18 protein-coding genes are annotated in these 21033 nt (G+C 70.1%); 7 read left to right on the top strand and 11 right to left on the bottom strand.

Annotated features, from left to right (window positions below; all coding sequences use genetic code 11):
• Positions 1–77: 77 nt before the first annotated feature.
• Positions 78–959, top strand: coding sequence for a LysR family transcriptional regulator (locus tag BWO91_RS18550; protein WP_079003628.1), 882 nt, complete (start codon positions 78–80; stop codon positions 957–959).
• Positions 960–1025: 66 nt separating this feature from the next.
• Here BWO91_RS18550 and BWO91_RS18545 read toward each other — a convergent pair whose 3' ends face one another.
• The 3 genes from BWO91_RS18545 to BWO91_RS20450 all read right to left on the bottom strand — a co-directional run bounded on the left by BWO91_RS18545 (position 1026) and on the right by BWO91_RS20450 (position 3519).
• Positions 1026–2111, bottom strand: coding sequence for a GTP-binding protein (locus tag BWO91_RS18545; protein WP_079003627.1), 1086 nt, complete (start codon positions 2109–2111; stop codon positions 1026–1028).
• Between the two features lie 208 nt (positions 2112–2319).
• Positions 2320–2739, bottom strand: a complete 420-nt coding sequence (locus BWO91_RS18540; protein WP_153303552.1) for a hypothetical protein — start codon at positions 2737–2739, stop codon at positions 2320–2322.
• Between the two features lie 192 nt (positions 2740–2931).
• Positions 2932–3519, bottom strand: coding sequence for an HNH endonuclease signature motif containing protein (locus BWO91_RS20450; protein ID WP_079003625.1), 588 nt, complete (start codon positions 3517–3519; stop codon positions 2932–2934).
• Between the two features lie 56 nt (positions 3520–3575).
• Between BWO91_RS20450 and BWO91_RS20505 the strand changes: the two genes are divergently transcribed.
• The 3 genes from BWO91_RS20505 to BWO91_RS18520 all read left to right on the top strand — a co-directional run bounded on the left by BWO91_RS20505 (position 3576) and on the right by BWO91_RS18520 (position 5790).
• A complete protein-coding gene (locus BWO91_RS20505) occupies positions 3576–3920 on the top strand; it encodes a hypothetical protein (protein ID WP_079003624.1) in 345 nt (114 codons plus the stop codon).
• A gap of 798 nt (positions 3921–4718) precedes the next feature.
• Entirely contained in the window at positions 4719–5054 is a 336-nt protein-coding gene (locus tag BWO91_RS18525) for a nuclear transport factor 2 family protein (protein ID WP_079003623.1), read from the top strand.
• Positions 5055–5187: 133 nt separating this feature from the next.
• Positions 5188–5790 carry a hypothetical protein gene (locus BWO91_RS18520; protein WP_079003622.1) on the top strand — a complete coding sequence of 201 codons (603 nt, stop codon included), beginning with the start codon at positions 5188–5190 and terminating at the stop codon, positions 5788–5790.
• A 130-nt stretch (positions 5791–5920) separates the two neighbouring features.
• Here BWO91_RS18520 and BWO91_RS18515 read toward each other — a convergent pair whose 3' ends face one another.
• The 3 genes from BWO91_RS18515 to BWO91_RS18505 all read right to left on the bottom strand — a co-directional run bounded on the left by BWO91_RS18515 (position 5921) and on the right by BWO91_RS18505 (position 11516).
• Complete coding sequence (locus BWO91_RS18515; protein ID WP_153303550.1) at positions 5921–8167, bottom strand: DUF7507 domain-containing protein; 2247 nt, start codon at positions 8165–8167, stop codon at positions 5921–5923.
• A 179-nt stretch (positions 8168–8346) separates the two neighbouring features.
• Positions 8347–9012, bottom strand: a complete 666-nt coding sequence (locus tag BWO91_RS18510) for a hypothetical protein (RefSeq protein ID WP_079003620.1) — start codon at positions 9010–9012, stop codon at positions 8347–8349.
• Between the two features lie 116 nt (positions 9013–9128).
• Positions 9129–11516 carry an immunoglobulin-like domain-containing protein gene (locus BWO91_RS18505; RefSeq protein ID WP_079003619.1) on the bottom strand — a complete coding sequence of 796 codons (2388 nt, stop codon included), beginning with the start codon at positions 11514–11516 and terminating at the stop codon, positions 9129–9131.
• A gap of 242 nt (positions 11517–11758) precedes the next feature.
• Between BWO91_RS18505 and BWO91_RS18500 the strand changes: the two genes are divergently transcribed.
• Positions 11759–12409: a GntR family transcriptional regulator gene (locus BWO91_RS18500; protein ID WP_064294938.1), complete on the top strand. Its 651-nt coding sequence runs from the start codon at positions 11759–11761 to the stop codon at positions 12407–12409.
• 88 nt (positions 12410–12497) lie between these two features.
• Here the strand turns inward: BWO91_RS18500 and BWO91_RS18495 are convergent, their stop codons facing one another.
• From BWO91_RS18495 to BWO91_RS18475, 5 genes are all read right to left on the bottom strand, one after another.
• Positions 12498–13745, bottom strand: a complete 1248-nt coding sequence (locus tag BWO91_RS18495; RefSeq protein WP_079003618.1) for an APC family permease — start codon at positions 13743–13745, stop codon at positions 12498–12500.
• 43 nt (positions 13746–13788) lie between these two features.
• The gene (locus BWO91_RS18490; protein ID WP_079003617.1) at positions 13789–15789 is read right to left on the bottom strand and encodes an ABC1 kinase family protein; all 2001 of its coding nucleotides are present in this window, start codon (positions 15787–15789) and stop codon (positions 13789–13791) included.
• A 160-nt stretch (positions 15790–15949) separates the two neighbouring features.
• Complete coding sequence (locus tag BWO91_RS18485; protein ID WP_079003616.1) at positions 15950–16930, bottom strand: hypothetical protein; 981 nt, start codon at positions 16928–16930, stop codon at positions 15950–15952.
• Positions 16931–16984: 54 nt separating this feature from the next.
• A complete protein-coding gene (locus BWO91_RS18480) occupies positions 16985–18127 on the bottom strand; it encodes an MFS transporter (protein WP_079004062.1) in 1143 nt (380 codons plus the stop codon).
• Positions 18128–18207: 80 nt separating this feature from the next.
• Complete coding sequence (locus BWO91_RS18475; protein WP_205847549.1) at positions 18208–19233, bottom strand: zinc-dependent alcohol dehydrogenase family protein; 1026 nt, start codon at positions 19231–19233, stop codon at positions 18208–18210.
• A 128-nt stretch (positions 19234–19361) separates the two neighbouring features.
• Between BWO91_RS18475 and BWO91_RS18470 the strand changes: the two genes are divergently transcribed.
• Positions 19362–20294: a helix-turn-helix transcriptional regulator gene (locus BWO91_RS18470; protein ID WP_079003615.1), complete on the top strand. Its 933-nt coding sequence runs from the start codon at positions 19362–19364 to the stop codon at positions 20292–20294.
• Entirely contained in the window at positions 20294–21013 is a 720-nt protein-coding gene (locus BWO91_RS18465) for an SDR family NAD(P)-dependent oxidoreductase (protein WP_079003614.1), read from the top strand. Before BWO91_RS18470 ends, BWO91_RS18465 begins: the two co-directional genes overlap by 1 nt.
• Positions 21014–21033: the final 20 nt, after the last annotated feature.

Here is a 21033-nt window from a genome sequence, read left to right as displayed (position 1 = left end):
CGCCGAGCGGCTCCCCGGTCACCGAGCTTGTCGAGGTGCCGCCCCAGCCGGGCTCGCCGGTGCGGCATCATGAGGGCATGAGGATCGACGAACTCGCGTACCTTCGGGCGCTCGCCGAAGACGGTCACGTCCCGTACGCCGCTGAGGCGCTCGGTATCTCCCAGTCGACGCTGACGCGGGCGATCGGTCGGCTCGAGGCGGACGCCGGGGTCGAGTTGTTCGACCGTCACCGCAGCCGGCTCGAACTCAACCGCTACGGCGAGATCCTCCTCGTGCACGCGCTCCGTGCGCAGACCGAGCTCGACAACGCGCAGTCGCGGATCGACGAGCTCCGAGACCCCTCGGCCGGTCTCGTGTCCATCGCCTACGTCTCGTCCCTCGGCGGCTGGCTCATCCCGCGCATCGTGAGCGAGTACCGCCAGCTGCTGCCGGACATCCGGTTCGTCCTCGACGGTGGGAAGGCCGACAGTGTGCTGGACGCGCTCCGCTCCGGCTCGGCCGACGTCGCCTTCCTCAGCCCGGAACCGCGTGATCCGGAGATCGAGTGGCGTCCGCTCACCTCCGAGCGGCTCGCGCTGGGCGTGCCGGTCGGGCATGCGTTCGCCGACCGAACGTCGTTGGCGGCGTCCGATCTCGAGCAGACGGAGTTCCTCGCGATGACGACGGACTCGGGGCTCCGGCAGATCGCGGACGCGTACTTCGCGAGGCACGGCGTCGTGCCCCGGGTGACGATGGAGGTGTCCGAGCTGTCGACGCTCCGTGGTCTCGTGCGCGCCGGGGTCGGGATCGCCGTTCTCCCCGATTCCACGAGCATGGAGGGCGTCGTGCTCGTCCCGCTCGACGACGAGGCGGTCCGGGTGATCGGTGTCGCCACCAGCCGTGCCCGGGCGGTGTCGCCGGCCGTCGAGCAGTTCGTGCGGTTCGTGCGCGAGGAGTGGGTGAGCGCGCGGATCCACTGAGTCGCCCGAACCTGCACGAAATCGACCGAGATCCGAACCGTTTCGGGCAGTTGGCGGGCCTGCTGCTCAGTGCTCGCGGGTGGTGCTCCATGGCGTGAAGGCGTCCGGGTAGTGCGCCCACGCCGCCGGCCCGGCGAGGAGTTCCTCGTCCGTCAGCGTGCAGTCGTGCAAGGCGGCGGTGACGGCGGGCTCGTCGAGGTCGATCCCGGTGACGACGAGCTCCTGGCCGAGCGGTGCGCCAGGGTCGTTCGTCTCGAACGATGTGGGTTCCAGATCGATCATCGAGCCGACGTGCTGCAGGACGCCGACGCGGGAGGCGCGCGTCGCGAGGATGAGGAACCCCGCCGTACGGATGAGCCGGCCGAACCGCCCCGCCTCGATCGGTCCGTCGAAGCACGCGAGGAGTCGTTCCGGGTGCATCGGTCGGGGGCTGTCGAACCGCAGGGTGGTCACGCGGTCGTGATCCACCCATGGCCGGTGTTCGCCGTTCAGCATCGCTATCCACCCGGGGGACGTGCTGAAACGGTCCAGTTCGAACGGGGAGTCGCGGTAGCGCGCGAGCGGCTCGCGGTTGCTCGCGGTCGCCGGAGTGCCGGGTGTGGCCCGTGGCCGGGCCGCGACCGGCTCGACCATCCGCGTCAGCGCCGTCGGGTTCAGGTGGCTGAGGAGAGCGAGGAGCACCGCGAGTCGTTCGTGCGTCACGCCGCGTCGGCCGGCGACGGCGATGGTGTCCGCGTACTCAAGCTGCTCCACGGTGATCATCGACCGTGCGGTGTATGCCGTGTCGCCGTCCTCGTCGTGGGTGACCCACTCGTCGTCCTGGAGGTCGTGCAGGAGATGGGCTGCGTCGACGACCGTCACGACGGCATCCAAGACGGCCGTGTCGCGGTGCCCGAGGACGGCGGAGACCGCGTCGACCGGGCGGACCGTGCTCCCGCAATCGAGGACGAGGTGCCGGGGAGCGAGCGGGTGTCGTGCAACGGCGTCGATCGCGTCGTCGATGTCAGGGTGGGCGCTTTCAGCCTCGCCCTGCCGCTCGATCGTGACGAGCGCCGCGGATCGACCGGCGATCTGTCGGGCCACGGTGCGACGCTCCGGCGGACAGGTGCCGAGCACGAGCGTGACGGTCAGCGGGATGCGAGGCGTGGTCACGGCGGGTTCTCCTGGTCGATGGGTCTACAGTGCGTTCTGTTGAGAATTGTTCTCAACAAGGTAGCACGCATCGTGATCGCCAGGACGTCACCAGGAAGGTCCGCGCATCACTCCAGTCGCTCGAGGACAGGCCGGGGTCGCAGATCGTCCGCCGCCGTGGCTGGGTGTTCGGCAGAACCCGCGGTGGAAGGGTCGCCAGGGCTGAGCGTCAGCCGCGCACCACGTTCACGACGATCGTGACGATACCCAGCGCGGCGATGACGTACGCCCAGAAGCGGACGGGGATGAAGAAGAGTGTGGAGCTCGGGCGGCTGTAGAGCTGCTCGCCGGTCTGCGGGTGGCGCACGGGCACGGCCTCCTGCTTCACGGTGATGCCGTGCTCGTTGACGTACGGCTGCGCGAGCTGCTGCCACACGACGACCGGCCGCGGTGCATCAAGCTTCGCCAGCGCGAACTTCCCGAAGGCCCAGCACGCGACGGCGCCGAGCAGGAAGCCGATGCCGACGAACACCCCGGACTGCGCCGATCCGCCGTCGGGGGAGACGACCGCCTTGATGAGGAAGCCGGCGCCGACGGACAGCCCGAAGATCAGGAAGACGACGATGCCCCAGCGGGTCCAGATGATCATGTGTGCTCCTCTTCGGGTGTCGGTCGCGACGCGCAGCTGAACACACGGCACCCGCGCGACCGTCGGCTCGTCCATCACGGTACCGAGGTCGGCTGTCCACCCGCGATGGGGAGCGGTGCCCATGCGGCGTCGACGCGTGCTGGTTCCGGTTTCGGTCCCTGAGCTTGTCGAAGGGCAGGCGGGTGCCTTGGTTCAGGCGGCGAGGTGGATGCGTCCGCCTCGGATGGGGGTTTGGTGGCGGTCGATGTGGCTGGGTGGGATGAACCAGGGGACACCGTTTTGGATGGTGATGCTCCAGTGGTCGTCGTGGATGCGGTGGTGGTGGAAGGGGCAGAGGAGTACCCCGTTGTCGAGGTTGGTGGGGCCGCCTTGTGACCACCAGGTGATGTGGTGGGCTTCGGTGAAGGATGGTGGGTGGGTGCAGCCGGTCCAGGCGCAGCCGCCGTCGCGTTCGGCGAGGGCGAGTTTCTGTCCGCGGGTGAACAGGCGGGTGCTGGTGCCGAGGTCGAGGACTTGGGATGGGCCGCCGAGGATCATGGGGATGAGGTTCGCGTCCGCGGCGAGGCGGCGGAGGGCGCCAGCTCCGATGGGTTCGTCGATGCCGTCGATGGTGGCGGTGCCGAGACCGGTTTCGAGGGTGTCTCGGTCGGTGCGGATGATGACGGTGACGGGGGTGAGTTCGGTGGCGGCGCCACTGCAGCCGGCGAGGTGGCGGAAGGTCTCGGTGAGGGCGATGGCGCGTCGTCGGTCGATGGGGATGAGGGTGGGCCCGTGGGGCATGGGGTGACCGGAGTCGTCGGGGCGTCGGTGTCGGACGGCTGCTCGGGGTCGGTGAAGTGGGGTTTGCGGGTGGTGGCGCCGATGAGGGCGTCGAGGCCGGCGCGGATGAAGGCGGCGCTTTCGGGGGCGAGTTCGGCGCGGAGGAGGGTCATGCCGGTGGGGAGTTCGTGGATGGTGCAGCGTTCTGCGCGGCGGAGGAGTTCGTCGCGGGGTTCGCGGCCGTCTTGGTCGAGGCGGGTGCGGACGAGTTTGGCGATGCGGGTGACGTCCTGCAGGGGCGCGTGGGCGGCGTGCTCGATGGCGATGACCGACGCCGTCTCGAGTTCGCTTCTGGTGCAGATGCGGCCCGCGCTGCGGAGCTCGCGGACGATGACCGCGGCACCGTCGACGCTGAGGGGTGAGCGTGGGCTGCCGAGGGCGCCGTGGTCGTGCGGGTCATCTTCCGCCATGGCGGAGTGTGGGTCGGCGGTTGCTTCGGTTGTGGCGTCGAGATCGTGGGTCGGTTCGAGTGCTGCCGCGACTGCGGGGAACGGACATTCCTCCAGCTCGCCGAGCAACCCGCGCGGCTGCGTGATGGCGGCACCGACCTCCGCGATCGCCGCGCCGCGGGCGCGCGCCACCCGCCACCGCTCGGCGAGCATGACACCCGGGTTCGCATAACCGGCGGCGCGCACCAGGGTGCCGTCGCGGCGGGAAGGCGACGGGCGCAGGGCGATCGCGCCGGTGACGCGTGCGGCGAGGACCTCGACCGCATGCTGCACGGCACCGAGCTCGTCGAGGACGCGGAGGATCGCCTCATCGTTCATGTTCTCGAGCTGCTCCGCGACACCGACGCCTGGACGGATCGCATCGAGCGCGCTCTGCCAGACCGCATCGAACCCGACCGCGGCGGCGGTGAGGGGGTTCGGTGCGGTGCTGGTCATGGGTCCATCCAAACACGGACCACTGACACCCGAAGGGCCAAAGAATCAGATCCTGATCTGGGAATTTATCCCACAGTTGATGCTTGCTCGGGGTGCCCTTCGACAAGCTCAGGGACCGAGTCTCCTCGGCGATCGAAGAGCGTCGCGGGAGGTTCAAGCGGGCCCCGCGACCGGCGCAGGGGTCGAAACGCCGGCAGCCGGTCCCTGAAAGTGTCGAAGGGCCCACGCGGACATCTTCCCCAACCGCAGCGCCATGCCCGCGCGTAGGATCACCGCATGCGTTCATCGGCGATCGACACGGTTCTGGCGTTCATGCGGGCGTTCCGCGAGCAGGATCGGGATGCTGCCGAGGCGCTCATGCATGCGGACTTCGTCTTCACCAGCCCGCAGGACGACCACCTCGACCGAGCGACCTGGCTCGAGCGTTGCTTCCCGACCGCCGACCATTTCGACACCCCGGGCGTGACGCTCCAGATCGTCGAGACCGACGACATCGTCCTCCACCGCTACGAGTACGTCGTGCAAGGGAAGACGTACCGCAACCTGGAAGCGACTCGTGTCGTGGACGGAACCGTCCAGGAGGTCGAGGTCTATTTCGGTGGCGCTGTCTGAGGGGCTGGATCGAACGCGTGCATCGTGGTCGCACGGGACTGCAGCGCCACATGGCCGTTCCGTGCGCCCGCGTCGCCCGCGCCCGACCATCCGGCGACGGATCGCACCTGGGCGTGTCTGACAGGATTGAGTCATGCGCATCAGTTCTCGTCGAACGACCCTGGCCGCAGCATTCGCGGTCGCCGCCCTCGCCCTCGCCGGTTGCTCCACCGGCTCCTCGTCGGATGCGGACCGATCCTCCGCCTCGCCGACGCCGTCCGTGTCGCAGCCACCGAGCACTCCGCTGCAGGAGCACACCCTCACCGACGATGTCGACGGCACCACGGTGACCGCCCTCGCGATCGTCGACGACTTCCCGGCGCCTGCAGGCACCACCGACGGCCTGCGTCCGATGCTCGTCCAGGTCCGACTCGAAGCCGGCGACGAGTACGGCGGCAGCGTCTTCCCGCACCGGGTCTCCGTCACCACCCGTGCCGTCAACCTCGACTACGTCACGCTCGGCCTCGGAACGCCCGACGAGCTGAAGGCTCCCATGGCGTCGGCCGGGTACTCACTCCTGCAGGCGACACCGGCCGGTGAGACGGCGACCGGCTGGATCGGCGCCTGGGTGCGCACTGATGAGACCGAGTTCGACCTCGTCTACGACCGCCCGGAGGGCAAGGTCATCGGTGGCAGCAAGAGCGGCGAGGTCGTTCCGCCGAGCCGCGACGTCATCCCGCTCATCCCGAAGGCCTGATCCGAAGGCCTGATCGGGATTCGAGCTTGGGCGGCCGTTCGGCGATCAAGCCGACGAGCGGAGTCGCTCCGGGAACACAGCGGAGGGCGGGTTGTCGACAACCCGCCCTCCGCTGCACCAGCTGATGCGTCTACGCGTTCCGCTCAGCGCCTGCTGCGGCGCGTGACCGCCGGCGCGTCTCCGCGAGCACCGCGGTGCCGACACCGAACAGGAGCAGTGCACCGAGGGTGAGTCCGGCGAGCGCGCCGCTTTCGACGCCGGTCTTCGCGAGGTCACCGGTGGTCGCACCGGGTGCCGGGGCGACCGTTCCCGGAGCGGGCGACTGGGAGGGCTCCGGGGTCGGCGTGGGATCCGGGGTCGGGTCCGGGTCCGGCGTGACGATCGTGCTGCTCAGTTCGGCGGACACGGAGGCGCTGCTGTCGACGTCGACGCTGTCAGGCCCGGTCCCTCGCGCGGTCGCCACGTTCGTGACCGACCCGAGCTCGATGTCCGCCGCCGTGATGGCGTACCCGGTCGTGACGCGGACCTGCTCACCCGGAGCGAGGACGCCCGCTGCGCCCGGCCACTCGACGACGAACTCGGAGAGTTCCGGGAGCGACGCGGTGATCGCGGTGCCGGTGAGGGTCCGCGTGCCGGTGTTCGCCGCGATGATGGCGTAGCCGATGGGGTCGCCGACCGCCGCCGGTTCGCCGACGGACGTGGTGTCCGCCGTGATGGCCACACTGATCTCGTTCAGTCCGTCGATCGGGAGGTTCGCGGCCGCTTCGTTCGAGACCACCGGCGAGGTTGCCGCGGCTCCAGTGGCGGTGGCGGAGCTTTCGAGGCGCATGGCATCGATGTCGGTCTGCGTCAGCGCGCTCGTCGCCGTCGCCGTCGCGACCTGTCCCGGCGCGAGGACGCGCTCGGCCGCGGGCCAGTCGAAGCTGAATCCGGAGAGGCCGGGAGTGGTGTCGGTGATCGAGACGTCGGAGACCGTCGCCGTGCCCGTGTTCCGGAGGGTGTACGTGTGCGTCACCGTGTCGCCGGGGGCGGGGTGGGTGCCGGTCTCCTCGAGCGCCATGGACTGCTCGAGTTCGAGCGACCCGACCGTCGCGACCGAGCGCTGGGTGATCCGCCCCGAGAATGCGGAGTACGAGCCGATGCCGAGGTCGCGGACCGTCCATGCGAGGGAGTTGTTGCCGACCGCTGCGAACGTCCAGGTGTTGCTCGCGGAGTCGTACTGCGCGGTGGCCGAGGTGACGGGCGCCGGGGTTCCGTCGAGCGACCGGATCGGGTTCTCCTGTGGTGCGCCGACGGCGATCTCGGGGAGCGCGATCACCTGGCGGTCCAGGCGGACGTAGTTCGTCGCGACCAGGCCGGCGAGCGGTGCGATGGAGGAGATGCGGTTCCCGGACAACTCGAGGGTCTCGATGTGGACCAGTTCGCGGAGCGGTGTGGCGTCCTCGATCAGGTTGTCGTTGATCGTGAGCACCTGGAGCGCGGTGAGCGGGATGAAGGGCGAGAGGTCGGTGATCCGGTTGTCGTCGAGCGCCAGGGAGGTCAACCTCGTCAGGGTGCTCAACGGGCCGGCGTCGGACACGCGGTTGAGTTGCAGGTTCAGGGTGCGGAGGTTCGTGAGGCCTTGGATCGGCGTGACGTCCTCGATCTGGTTGGAGAGCAGGTTCAGGTGCTGCAGTCTCGTCAAGCTCGCCACCGGCGAGACGTCGGAGATCTGGTTGGACGCCGCCTCGAGCGAGTGCAGTGCGGTGAGTGTCGACAGCGGTGCCAGCGTGGTCAGCCGGTTCCCCTTGACGGAGAGGGCCTCCAAGCCGGAAAGACCGCTGAGTGGGCTCAGATCGCTGGCTCCGACGTCGTTGAGTCCGAGGCTCGTGAGGTTCACCATCGAGGCGAGCGGCGACAGCTCGGTCAGTGGCGAGGACTGGATGTTGAGCGATGTGAGCTGTGTCATCCCGGCGATGACCGACAGGTCGAGACTCGATGCTCCGGTGAGCGACAGGCTCGTGAGCGATGCGAGGGACGCGAGCGGCTCGACGCCGGCGGAGAGCGGTGCGCGGGTGAGTGAGAGTGACGTGAGGTTGGTGAGTGACTCGATGCCGACAAGCGACTGGACGGTCGTGCCGCAGCGGAGTGTGGTCACCGTGGCAGCCTGCTCCTCGGAGATGGGCGTCCCGGATGGGAGCCCGAGCGCCTGTTGGACGCAGTAGTTGAGGTTGGCATCGGCGAACGTGACGTCTGCGGCATGCGCTGGCGTGGCATTGGCGATCGCCGCGACGGCGCCGATCGCCAGCGCGGCGATGGAGCGGAGCACGGGCGCCCGTCTCCGCGGCGGAGCGGCACCGACGCCTGGGTCGGGTTGGACGAGTGACAGAGGGGTCATGAGATTCCTTCGATGGGGGAGCTGGTCGAAGACCATGGCTCTCGCCACGGCGCGGACGGACTTCCGGCGAACGGAGCTCAGCTCACGATGAAGGATCAGTATATCAGTCTGATATGAAAGATATGTTCAGCGTTCATGTCTTGTGCGACGATGGTCGCCACCCTCCCCGTCCCACCTGCTCACGGGAGGACGATCACCCCGCCCGTCGCGTCGGCGATCAGTGCCGCGAGGCCAGCCTGGATGGCGTCACCCGCATGCGCGGCGACCCCCGGCAAGCCGTTCGGCGCCGCACGGGGCTCGTCGGCACGTCGCGCGGTCGCACCCGGCCAGACCACCGCGGTGACGTTCGCCGTCGGCTCCGGCAATTGTGCGCCGATGATGAGGAACTGCTGCCCGAGATTGGACGCCGAGGAGCGGTCGGCGACGTCGAGCAGCTCCAGGCCGAGCACGACCACGAGGTCGGGGGAGCCGGCGAGCACGTCCGTGAGGGGATCTCCCGTGTCGGCGCCACCGGGAGGCACCACCGTCCTGCTGACGGCCGCGCCGGTTCGCGCGCCGATGGCGTCCACCGCGGCGTCGATCTCGGGGTCGGTGCCCGGGGGCACTGCGGTCACGACGGTGACCGTGAACCCCTCCGGTGCGACGGCGTCGGCCCATGAGGCGGGCTCGGGCGTGCTCGTCGCGCCCGGCACCGACGGCGCAGCGTCGGTCCGACCGGTCGGCGCCGTCAGGACCCCGTCGGTTCCACCGGTTCCGGAGCACCCGGTCAGTGCGAGTGCGAGCGCGAAGACGGCTGCGGAGTGGAAGCGGGCGACGCGCGATGGGCGCGTGCGGGTGGACGACATGTGGGATCCGATCGTGCAGGCGATGACGAGATGACCGACCGGGGCCGGACGCGGAAGCAGAGGTGCCCCGCCGTCGGGTCGCGGACGACCATGGACGACGGGGCACCCGCCCGAGGTCAGCCCTCGCGACGCGCGCGGGCCCGACGCTGCAGCAGCGTCAGCGCGCCGCCCAACAGGAGCATGAACGCGATCGCGACGATCCCGCCGATCTCCGCGCCCGTGTTCGCGAGCGGGTCGGAGCCGGACGCGACCGGCGTCGGGGATCCTGGACCCGTCCCGCTGCCGGCGCCCGGTGTGCCGGGAACGGCGGGGGCAGCGGTGACCGTGACCGAGCGGCTCGCCGTCGCCGTGTTGCTGGCGGCGTCGGACACCGCGTAGCTCAGGGCGTAGGTGCCCGGCGTCATCGTGTCGACCGATCCTGAGACGGTGATCGCCGCGGTCAGGTCGCCGTCGCGCGTATCCGTCGCCGTGACGCCGGCGAGCGCGTCGAACGCAGCGCCCTGCTCCACCGTGGTCTCGGTCTCAGGCAGCACGAGCTGCGGCGCGACGGTGTCCTCGCGCTGCAGGGTCACCTCGTCCACGACGCTGTTCACCGCCGCCCGGGCCGCACTGTTGGCCTCGCTCCGGAGCGTCGTGATCGTGATGGAGTCGTCGGTCACCCGGATGTTCGAGTAGTTGCGCGTGTACTCCTGGTTGATGACCGAGGCGAACCAGGCGTCGGGCGCCTTGACGTCGTAGTACTTCGACCCGCTCGCGGAGTTTGCGGTGACGTAGAGGACCTCGCCTGGGCCCGCGGTGACGGTGCCCTGTGCGGCGGTCTCGTCCGGGTTCGCGAGCTCGCCGTCCTTGATGAGGTAGCTGCGCGTGTAGCTGTGGTCGTGTCCCTGGAGGACGAGGTCGACGCCGAGGTCGGAGATGATCGACGGCAGCTTCGCCCGCATGTCCACGATCTGCGTGTCGTTCGTGTGCGCCGCCACCGAGTAGATCGAGTGGTGGAACGCGAGCACCTTCCACTTCGCGGACGCACCCTGCTCGGCGACGACCTGCTCGAGGAACGCGGCGTGCGAGTCGTAGTCGCTGCTGTTCGAATTGATCACCATGAACAGGACGTCCTTGTAGGAGAACCAGTAGTCGCCGCCCGAGGAGGTACCGGAGGTCGCCGCGCCGGCGGTGGGGTCCAGGTTCGGCACGTTGTAGTGCTGCTCGTAGGCCTTCGAGCCGACGTCGTGGTTGCCGTTGACGGGCACGAGCGGCATGGTGCGGAGCTGCTCGGGGGCGAGGAAGGCGTTGTAGTGGTCCTCGTTGCCGGCGCGCTCGACCTGGTCACCCGCTGAGAACAGCAGTTCCGCATCGGGGTAGGCGGCCTGTGCGACGTCCAGGGTGTCGGCCCAGCCGGCCTGGTCGTCCGCCACGTTCCCGGAGGCTCCGATCTGCGGGTCCCCGACGAAGAGGAAGTCGTAGTCGCCGGAGAAGGACTTGGTCGTGAACGCCGAGACCTCCGACCAGCCGTTGTCGTCACTGCCGACCCGGTAGACGTAACCGGTGCTCTCGGCGAGTCCCGTGATCGTCGCGAAGTGGTTGAACTCACCACTCGTCGTGACGCCGCCGACACCCGGCACGTTCACCGCCGACGCCTCGGGGAAGGCGTCACCGGTCATCGCGGACGCCGGTGCGACCTGAGCGACCTGGGCGACATCGCGGTCGCTGTACCAGGTGATGCCGCGTTCGCTCTCATCGGCGCCGATCGTGAGGACGACGTCGGAGATCGACACGGGTTCGTCGGCTGCGACCGGGGCGAGCGAGGTCAGGTCGAAGTAGATGTCCGAGCTCGTGGCCCGATCCTGGTGGAGCGCGACCGCGACGGTGTTCTCGCCGGCGACGAGTGCGCTCGCCGGGACGGTGAACGTGGAGGTGAGCGGATCGCCGTTGCTGGCGCCGGCGTACATCTGGTTGCGTGACGCCTCCGGCGCCGCCTCGACCTGCTCGTCGACGAAGCCGGCGACCTTGGTGCCGTTCACGAAGACCTGCACGGCGTCGTCGTACACGATGCTGCCCTGGAGGCTGTCGAGTCCGTCGAGCTGCTCACCGGTCAACTCGAAGTCCGAACGGAAGTGATACGTCGGCACATCGGGTGCCGCGCTGCCGTCGATGTACTGGTTGAGCAGGGTCTTCGCGGTGTACGGGCCGATGCCGGTCGCGCGACCGTTCTTCGCGCCGAAGCTGCCGTTCGCGGTCTTCCATGCGCTGTCGTCGAAGCCGCCCTGCGTCCAGACCAGGCGATCGGCGGAACCGGCGGCCGGGTCGCTCGCGTCGTCGGAGTAGCTCCAGACGGTCGACGCGGTGTCGAGGAAGGTGTCGGGGTACGAGGCCGCCTGCGCCGGTGCGGCGGCGGTGGTGCCGACGCCCACGAGGAGCACGAGCGCTCCGAGGGTGCCGCCGGCGAGTCGCGTCGCGCGGTGTCGCGAGCGGTGGCGCGTGTCAGTCGCGCCGGTGATGTCGTTCACGCAGATCTCCAGTGTTCTTCCGAGGTGCAGGCATCGCCCGCACCGCCGAGCGAATCGCAACGCTCGGCAGCCGATCACGGTACGGAGATCGGATGAATGCGCGGTTGCGGGCGGGCGACCCTGCGGTGACCGCGCGGTGACCCCGCCCGTCAGGTGTCGTCGACTCTGCCGTCAACCCCGGGTGGATCCGCTGATATTCGGTACGCTGATGGCATAGCATTCGCCGACGAAGGAGATCCCGCATGCCCGTGCCCTCAGCCAACCCGCCCGTCGAGCGTCGGTCACTCCGCGAGGTCGCGGTCGAACGCATCCGCACGGCCATCTTCGACGGCACCCTCGAGCCCGGTGAGCACCTCAACGACGGCGAACTCCAGTCCTGGCTCGGGATCTCCCGCACGCCGATCCGCGAGGCCCTCAACGACCTCGCCCGCGTCGGCCTCATCGAGATGGCCGCACAGCGGTACACCCGCGTCGCCCTGCCCGACCCGGCACAGCGCACCGAGGTCATGCAGACGCTGGGCGCGATGCTCGGCGGTGTCGTCCGCGTCACCGTGCCCGGTCTCGGCGCGACGCAGAAGAAGGCGCTCGTCCGCGCGATCAACCAGGTGATCGTGGTCGTCGAGCAGCGAGACATGGCCGAGCACGGGCGACTCAGCTGGGAGCTCTTCGACGCGTTCATCGCCGCGTGCCCGAACGCCACGCTCGTCGCGGCGACGAAGGACATCATCGACGGCCTCACCTACCGGTCCTCCGCGACCCGCACCGAGGAGAACACGGACTGGGCGGCCAAGGAGCAGGGCTATCCGGAGCTCCGTGAGGCGGTCGAGGCCGGTGACGCGATCGCCGCCGAACTGGCGGTCGAGAACATCTTCCGCCTCTCCACGCAGCTGTAGTCCCCTTCCGTCGGCCACCCTTCGACAGGCGGATTCTGAGCTTGTCGAAGGTCAGGGATCAGCGTCCGGTCACTGAGCCGAATTCCGGTCACTGAGCCTGCCGAAGTGCCACCGCCCGCCCGGCGAACCCGACGAGGACGACGCCGCCGCCCACGAGCACCGACGTCGGCGGCAGTGTGAACATGAGGACGACGCAACCGACGGCGCCGAACACACTGACCGCGCGAGGGTACCGTCGGTGCTCGCGCGTCTGGCGGAACGCGGCGACGTTGGCGACCACGTAGTAGAGCAGCACGCCGAACGAGGAGAACCCGATCGCGCTCCGGAGGTCGATGAGCAGGACGAGGACGACGACGACCGCGCCGACGAGGAGCTCCGCCCGGTAGGGGGTCGCGAAGCGCGGGTGCACCGCGTCGAGCACCCGGGGCAGGTCGCCGGTCCTCGCCATCGCGAAGGCGGTCCGTCCGATGCCTGCGAACACGGCGAGGAGCGCCCCCAGACAGGCCGCCGCCGCACCGAGTCGCACCAGCGTCGCAGCCCACGGCCACCCGTTCGTCTCCACCACCGCGGCCAAGGGGCGCGCACTGGACGCGAGACCGTCTGCGCCGAGCGTGAGCAGCGACACGACCGCGACGGCCGCGTAGACGATCACCGCGACGGCGAACGCGATCCCGATGGCGCGCGGGATCGTATTGGCCGGGTCGCGGACCTCCTCGCCGAGGGTCGCGATCCGCGCGTACCCGGCGAAAGCGAAGAACAGCAACCCGGCGGACTGCAGCACGGCGAGCGGGCCGGCGTCGAACCCGAGCGACGCGAGCCCCGTCGAACCGGCGTCCGGTCCGACGAGGCCTGAGCCGACGACCACGGCGAGGACCAGGAGGACGGCCACCACGATCACCCGGGTCGCGGTCGCGGTGCGGGTGACCCCGAGGCAGTTGGTCACGACCACGAGGGCGACCGCGAACGCGGCGACCGGACGACTCCACTCGGCCGGTGCAGCGTACGCGGCGAAGGCGACCGCCATGGCTGCGGCGCTCGCCGTCTTGCCCACCACGAAGCTCCATCCGGCGGCGAAGCCCCACCACGGCCCGATGAGTTCGCGGCCGTACAGGTAGGTGCCGCCGGCCGAGGGGAGTTGTGCGGCGAGTTGCGCGGAGGACATCGCGTTGCAGCAGGCGACGACCGCGGCGATCACGAGCCCGATGAGGAGTCCGGCGCCGGCGACCTCCGCCGCCGGTTGGAACACCGCGAAGACGCCGGCGCCCATCATCGACCCCAGGCCGATGAACACCGCGGCGCTCGTGCCCAGGCGTCGCTGCAGTCGGGGATCGCTCACCCGATCACGGTAGTGCCGTCAGGTGAACAGCAGGGTGCTCCGGTCACCGACCTCGGCGGACGACGGTCTGCCGCAGCACGCGCAACAGCCCCAGGAAGCCGAGGAACCCGATGAACGCCGCGATCAGGTCGAACACCCGGAGGCCGCCGGGGAGGACCGGGCCGGCACCGGTGACGACGAGGACCACGGCGATCACGAGGGCGGCGATCGAGATCAGGGTTCCCACGATCTCCGCGGTCACACCCTCCACGAGCCCCTTCGCCGGTTCATCGGCGAAGCCCTTCAGCGTCACGCCGACCGTCCCGTCTTCGAGGCCGGACAGCAGCGAATCGAGTCGGCGCGGGAGGTTGCGGGCCAAGGCGGCGGTGACGGCGGCCTGCGCCTGCAGGGTGACCGCCGTCTGCCGAATGGACTGCGAGCGGCGGAGCAGGCGCGGGACCATCGGGAGGGCCTGTTCGAACATGTCGAAGTCGGGGTCGAGCGCTTTGAGGCACCCTTCGAGGGTCGCGAAGCTGCGGAACGCGGCGGCGAGGTCGCCGGGGAGCGCGATGTGGTGCTGCCGGATGACGTCGAGGAGTCGGCTGAAGATCGAGCCGTCGCCACCCGGGCGGTGACGTTCCGTCGTGATCACGATGCCCACGTCGTGGCGCAGGGCGTCGAGGTCGGCGTCCTCGGGCAGGTCGACGATGAGGAGGAGGGCGTCGGTCGCCGCGATGTCGTCCTCGCTGACGGTCGCGAGCATCACCGCGGTGAGTCGCTGCCGCTGGCTGCGCTCGATGACGCCGACGGCCCCGAAGTCGATCAGCCCGAGGGATCCGTCCTCGCGGAGGATGACGTTGCCCGGGTGGAGGTCGGCGTGGAAGACCCCGTGCACGAGGATCTGTTCGAGCACGACCTCCATGAGGCCGGTCGCGAGGGTCTCGCGTTCCTCTTTGGGGATGGTCGCGATGCGGTCCCGCGCTCGACTGAGCGGTAGCCCGTCGACGAGGTCCATGGTGAGCAGGCGGGCGCCGGAGGCCGCCGGATAGACGCGTGGGACCGTGATCCGGACGCCTTCGTCGCGCTCATCGCGACGCTTCAAGGTGCTGCGGATCATCTCCACGTTGCGGGCTTCGATCCGGTAGTCGAGTTCTTCGAGCAGCGTCGAGGTGAAGGCCCGCGCAACGGAGGCGAGGCGGAGGTCCTGCCCGAACTTGGTGTGCGTCTCGGCGCGCTCGGCGAGGCGGACGACGATGTCGGCGTCTGCCTCGACCTGCACGCGGGCCGCCGGTCGCTGGACCTTCACGACCACGGGGGTGCCGTCGAGCAGCTCGGCGGTGTGCACCTGGGCGACGGACGCAGCCGCGAGCGGTTCGGAGTCGATCGACGCGAACACGGTGTCGATCGGTGCGCCGAGCTCGGTCTCGATGACGACCTGGACCTCGTGCCAGGGCAGCGTGGTCGCTTCGGACTGCAGGGACGCGAGGGCGCTGAGGTACGGCTCGGGCACGAGGTCGCGTCTCGTCGAGAGCACCTGTCCGAGCTTCACGAAGGTGACGCCGGAGTCGTTGATCGTGGCGATGATCGCGTTGGCACGCTGCTCGCTCGTGGTGAGTTCGAGCTGGACGCGGGATCGGCCGTGCACGAGCCAGCCCGCGCCGTGTCGTGATGCGATGGCGAGGATCTGCAGGTATCGCCTCGTCCGTCGCCGTCGTCTGATCGCGGAGCGGACGACGTCGATCGGGTTCATCAGCGGCCGAGTCGGGATGATGACCTCGATGGCGACGAGGACACCGAGCCCGAGGGCGAAGATCCAGCCGATCGCGAGGAGGGCGACGGCGATCGCCGCGAAGGCCGCTCGAGCGTCCCCGGCCTCACCGGGCTGGACCAGGCCGGTCTGTTGCAGTAGCCAGTTCACGAACGGTGGGCCGGTGACGAACACGACGAGCCCGACCAGGATGCTGCGTGGCCAACCCACCGGGGCATCGAGCACGCGTCGGGCGGCGAACCCGAGGAGCAGCGCCGACACGACCGCCAGCACGATGGTGAGTGCGTCAGTCAGCATCCGGCATCCCCTCGTCGGTCGAGCGGTCGTCTCGCCCCGCTCGCCAGCGTATCCGGCCCGGCTGAGCGAGCGCGAGCGCTGATGCGCTCACCGAGAGCGCACAAGACGCTCTCAAACGCGGTCGCAGTGAGCATCTTCTGCGCTCTCGGTGGGCGGGCCGTCACCCGACGGCGTCGCGACGGCGGATGAGTTCCTGCAGTTGCTCGTCACGTCGGTCGGCGTCCGCCCTGACCATCGCACGCAGTGAGGAGTCGTACACGGACGCCGCTTGCTCCGGCTCACAGTCCAGGACGGCTGCGATGCGCTCCAACGCCTCGTCGTCCGACACCGCGCTCCCGACCACCTCGGCGATCTCGGGCCAGGACCGGCGGGCGCCGACTCGCAGCTGCTCTGCTTCGATCTGTCGTTCGAAGGCTCGGCGCTCGCTCGCGGGGTCGGCCCGGTGACGGTTCTGGTTGGCGACCTGACGCGCCACCATCTCTGCAGTCAGCTCGACCCGCAGCGGCTCGGCGAGGCGCAGGCCGAGTTCGACGACCACGACGTGCAGATCGTAGGGGCCGGGTCGCAATGACGACGGGTCGGACTGCAGTTGCAGCTGCACCGGGACGCGGTTGTACTCCCCGGGGTCGAGCGGGACGGCGCGGCCCGCCGCGGAACCCATCCATCCGAAGGAGAACCCGGTCTCGCCTGGAGTGGTGAGTGCGCCGATGGCAAAGAACCCCTCGTCGGTGGGCGTCCATCTGGTGGTGCCCGCGTTGACGATGTCGATGACGAGCTCGCTCGGGTCGGCCAGCTCCGCGATGAACCGCGGCCATCGCAGCACCAATCCCTGTCGGCGCTCCGCTCGGCTCGGTCGCACGTCCAAGGTGTCCGGGTGCACGCGCACCACCGGAGGCCGCTCTCCCTCATGCACCTGTGCCAGGCGCCAGGTCCGGTGGTCCGCATCGACCGGCGAACCGAGATACACCGCACCGCTCTCCAACCGGCGGAGCACCCGCCAACCATCCGACGGGGCCTCGGCGGTGGTGGCGTCGTCGACGCCACAGGCCAGTTCGTCCGCCAGCGCCGAGAGTGTCGTGCCGTCGCCGGTGAGTGCGTCGCCGTCGACCTCGAGGTCCCCGATCCGTGGTGCATCATCCATGGAAGCCATGCCCGATGGTCTCATGCGACCACCGCCGCCGGCTCGGCCTCGTCGTCACCCCGCGGCGAAGGCCGACCGGCGTCCCGCGATCGTGAGCAGTAGCGCAGCGAGTCCGAGGGCGATCATGACCACCGGGAGGATCAGGCCGTCGAAGGTACCGAGGAGGAGCGCCCCGAGGACACCACCCGCGAAGATCGCGAGGTTGAACGCGACGGGCAGGAAGGAGTTCGCGACGTCCGAGTGCTCGCGTCCCGATCGGGTGAGCGCCGACTGCAGCTGGGCCGAGGAGCCACCGAACGCCAGCCCCCACAGGACCGTCGCGACGAGGACGGCGACGATCGATGCGTGGCCGATCAGGAGCAGCAAGCCCGCCACGACGAACACCGAGACGCTCGCGTGGAGCAGCGCGCGAGGAGCCCGGTCGATGAGCGCCGCCGTGAGACCGATGCCCGCGATGGACGCGACGCCGTAGACGAGCAGCACGAGATCGGCCCCGAGTCCCGAGCCCGCGCCCCGAAGGAACGGTGCGATGTAGGTGTAGACGGTGTTGTGGGCCAGCATCCAGACGACGATCACCGCGAGGACGACCGCGACACCGGGCAGGACGAACACCCGTCGGAGTGGGAGCCGGGCAGAGCGAGGCTGCCCAGGCGCGTCGGGCACCACGACCGCGACGGACACGAGCACGACGAGGGCGAGCGCCGTGAGTCCTCCGAACGCCCAGCGCCAGTCGAACGCGGTGCCCAGCCAGGCGCCGAGCGGTGTCCCGAGCGCCAGCCCGGCGGGCGCTCCGACGGACACGATCGACAGTGCGAGGCCTCCACGGTCGGGCGGGCTGATGCGACGCCCGTAGGCGGCGAGCATGCCCCAGATCACCCCGCAGAACGCACCGGCGACGAACCGCGACACCAGCGCGACGACGACGTCCCCGGCGACCGCGGTCACGGTGTTCGCGAGGATGAGCCCGACGATCGCGCCGAGGAGGAGCGGCTTGCGACGCAGCCCACGGGTGATGGCGAGCGCCGGGATCGTGACGATGACGGTCCCGAGCGCCCACACACTGATGAACTGACCGATCAGGCCTTCGCTCGTCTCGAGATCTCGGGCGATGACCGGGAGGAGCCCTGCCGGCATCGTCTCCGAGGCCACGAGGACGAACCCCATGGCGGCGAGGGCCGCGAGCGCGAACCAGGGCATCCGGGTGGGCGCCCCGGCTGTCGGGAGAGGTGACGCCCCGGCCGGAGCGTCCGGGGTCGAGGTGATCGGTTCCGCGGGGTTCACAGTGTCAGCAGCACCTTGATCGCACGACGCTCGTCCATGGCCCGGTAGCCCTCGGCGGCGTCCTCGAGCGGCAGCGTGAGGTCGAAGACCTTCCCCGGGTCGATCCTCCGCTCCCAGATCATCCGGATGAGCTCGGGGAGGAACCGTCGCACCGGCGCCGGCCCACCGTGGAGGTGCACCTCGGCGAAGAAGAGCTCGTCGAGCGGCAGCGAGACACCCTCGTGGGCGACGCCGACGAAGCCGACGTGGCCGCCCCCGCGGGTGGAGCGGATCGCCTGCAGCATGGATTCCTCGGTGCCGACCGCCTCGATGACGCTGTGCGCGCCGAGACCGCCGGTCAGCTCCGTGATCCGTGCGACGCCCGCCGCACCACGCTCCTCGACGATGTCGGTCGCGCCGAACTCGCGGGCGAGCGCCTGCCGGTCGGCGTGACGGGACATCGCGATGATGCGTTCCGCCCCGAGCTCCCGGGCCGCGAGGACGGCCATGAGTCCGACGGCCCCGTCACCGACGACCGCGACCGTCTTCCCCGGCCCCACCTCGGCGGCGACAGCGGCGAACCAGCCCGTCCCGAGTACGTCGGACGCGGCGAGCAGCGAGGGGATGAGCTCCGCGTCCGGCTGCCCCGGCGTCGCCACGAGCGTGCCGTCGGCGTGGGGGATACGGGCGAGCTGCGCCTGCGTGCCGGCGGCGACCGACACGAACTCGGCGTGCACGCACTTCGACTGGTACCCCGCCTGACAGATCTCACAGGTGTTGTCGGAGGTCACGAAGGAGCCCACGACGAAGTCGCCGACGGCGATCGTCCGAACGTCCTCGCCGACCTGCTCGACGACACCGACGTACTCGTGCCCCATGTTCGTGTGGTCGACGGGCTCGACCCCGCGGTACGGCCACAGGTCGGACCCGCAGATGCAGGTCGCCGTGAGCCGGATGACGGCGTCGGTCGGGTCGATGACGGTGGGGTCCGGACGGTCCTCGACCCGGACGTCGCCGGGCGAGTGCATGACGACTGCGCGCATGTGTGCTCCTTCTGTCGGGTGGTGCAGGCGACCAGTCAACGCCCCGCGCGACGCGGGAGGGAGTCCCGCCTGAGAGGTGTACCGAGAGGGCACCTGTCTGCTCGCGCCGAGGACGTATCGTCGGAGGCATGGACGATCGAGCAGACGTACGCGAGTTCCTCATGACGCGTCGGGCACGGCTGACCCCGGAACTCGCCGGCCTCACCGCGGGCCCCAACCGTCGGGTGACCGGGCTGCGGCGTTCCGAGGTGGCGGCGCTCGCCGGGGTCAGTGTCGAGTACTACGCGAAGCTGGAGCGCGGAGCCATCGCCGGAGCGTCCTCGACCGTCCTCGACGCCATCGCCCGGGCGCTCCAGCTCGACGAGGCGGAACGCACACACTTGTTCGACCTCGCCCGCGCGGCCGACGGCGTCCCACTCTCCGGTCGACCGCGTCGCCGGGTGGCCAAGAACCCCGCGACCCGGCCGAGCCTGCACTGGATGCTCGATGCGATCACCGACGGCATCGCCTTCGTCCGCAACACCCACCAGGACCTCCTCGCGACCAACGAGCTCGGGCGCGCGTTCTACTCACCGGTCATCGGCGACGGCGGGCGCACCCCGAATCTCGCGCGGTTCCAGTTCCTAGACCCGGCCTCCCGTGACTTCTACCCCGACTGGGACGTCTTCGCCGAGATGTGCGTGTCGGTCATGCGTGCCGAGGCCGGCCGGGACCCGCACGACAAAGGACTGCACGACCTCGTCGGCGAGCTGTCGACCCGGAGCGACGCCTTCCGCACGCTTTGGGGAGCGCACAACGTGCGCACGCACGGCACGGGCACGAAGCGGTTCAACCACCCGATCGTCGGCGAGATGACCTTCGCCTACGAGGAGCTCGCGATCACGGCCGACCCCGGTCACGTCGTGCTCGTCTACACGGCGGAGCCCGGCTCGCCGTCCGCCGAGCGACTGCAGTTGCTCGCGAACTGGGCGGCGTCCCAGCGGCAGGCTGCGCAACGTGACGACACGGCGGTCACGAACGAGCCCGACACCAGCGAGGCCGGACGGGCAGGGGGTCGCTGATGGCGCGCATCCTGGTGACCGGTGCCGCCGTCGGCCTGGGGCTCGGCGCCGCGACCGAGCTGGTCGACCACGGGCACGAGGTGCTCGTCCACGCACGGAGCCTTGCCCGCGCCGACGGTGTCCGACTGCTCGACGAGCCCTCCGCGCACCTCGTCACCGGTGACCTCACCACCCTCGACGGCGTCCATGAGCTCGCGGAGCAGGTCGCCGCAGCCGGTCCCGTGGACGCGATCATCCACAACGCCGGCGTCCTCGACGGAACGGCCGTCCTGCCGGTCAACGTGGTCGCGCCCTACCTGCTCACCGCCCTCGTCCCCGCGCGGCGACTCGTGTTCCTCAGCAGCAGCATGCACCGCGGCGGTACCGCGACGCTCGACGGCCTCGACTGGTCGGGTTCCACGAGGACGGCGAGCTACTCCGACAGCAAACTCCTCGTGACGGTCCTCGCGGCGGCCATCGCGCGAGTGCGTCCCGGGGTGTTCAGCAACGCGGTCGACCCGGGGTGGGTGCCGACACGGATGGGCGGGCCGAACGCGCCCGACGATCTGGAACTCGGGCACCGGACCCAGGTGGCGCTCGCCGAAGGGCGCGGCGCCGACACCTCCGGATACTGGCACCACCAGCGACGCGAGGAGCCGCACCGCGCGGTCCGAGACGAGGCGTTCCAGGACGAGCTGCTGCTCGCGCTCGCCGAGCACACAGGCGTGTCGCTCTCCTGAGAGCGCAGGAGACGCGCTCA

The organism is Plantibacter flavus (assembly GCF_002024505.1).
In the GTDB taxonomy this organism is placed as follows: domain Bacteria; phylum Actinomycetota; class Actinomycetes; order Actinomycetales; family Microbacteriaceae; genus Plantibacter; species Plantibacter flavus_A.
The sequence above is the reverse complement of the archived record's forward strand: the minus strand, read 5'-3'. Positions and strand labels throughout refer to the sequence as shown.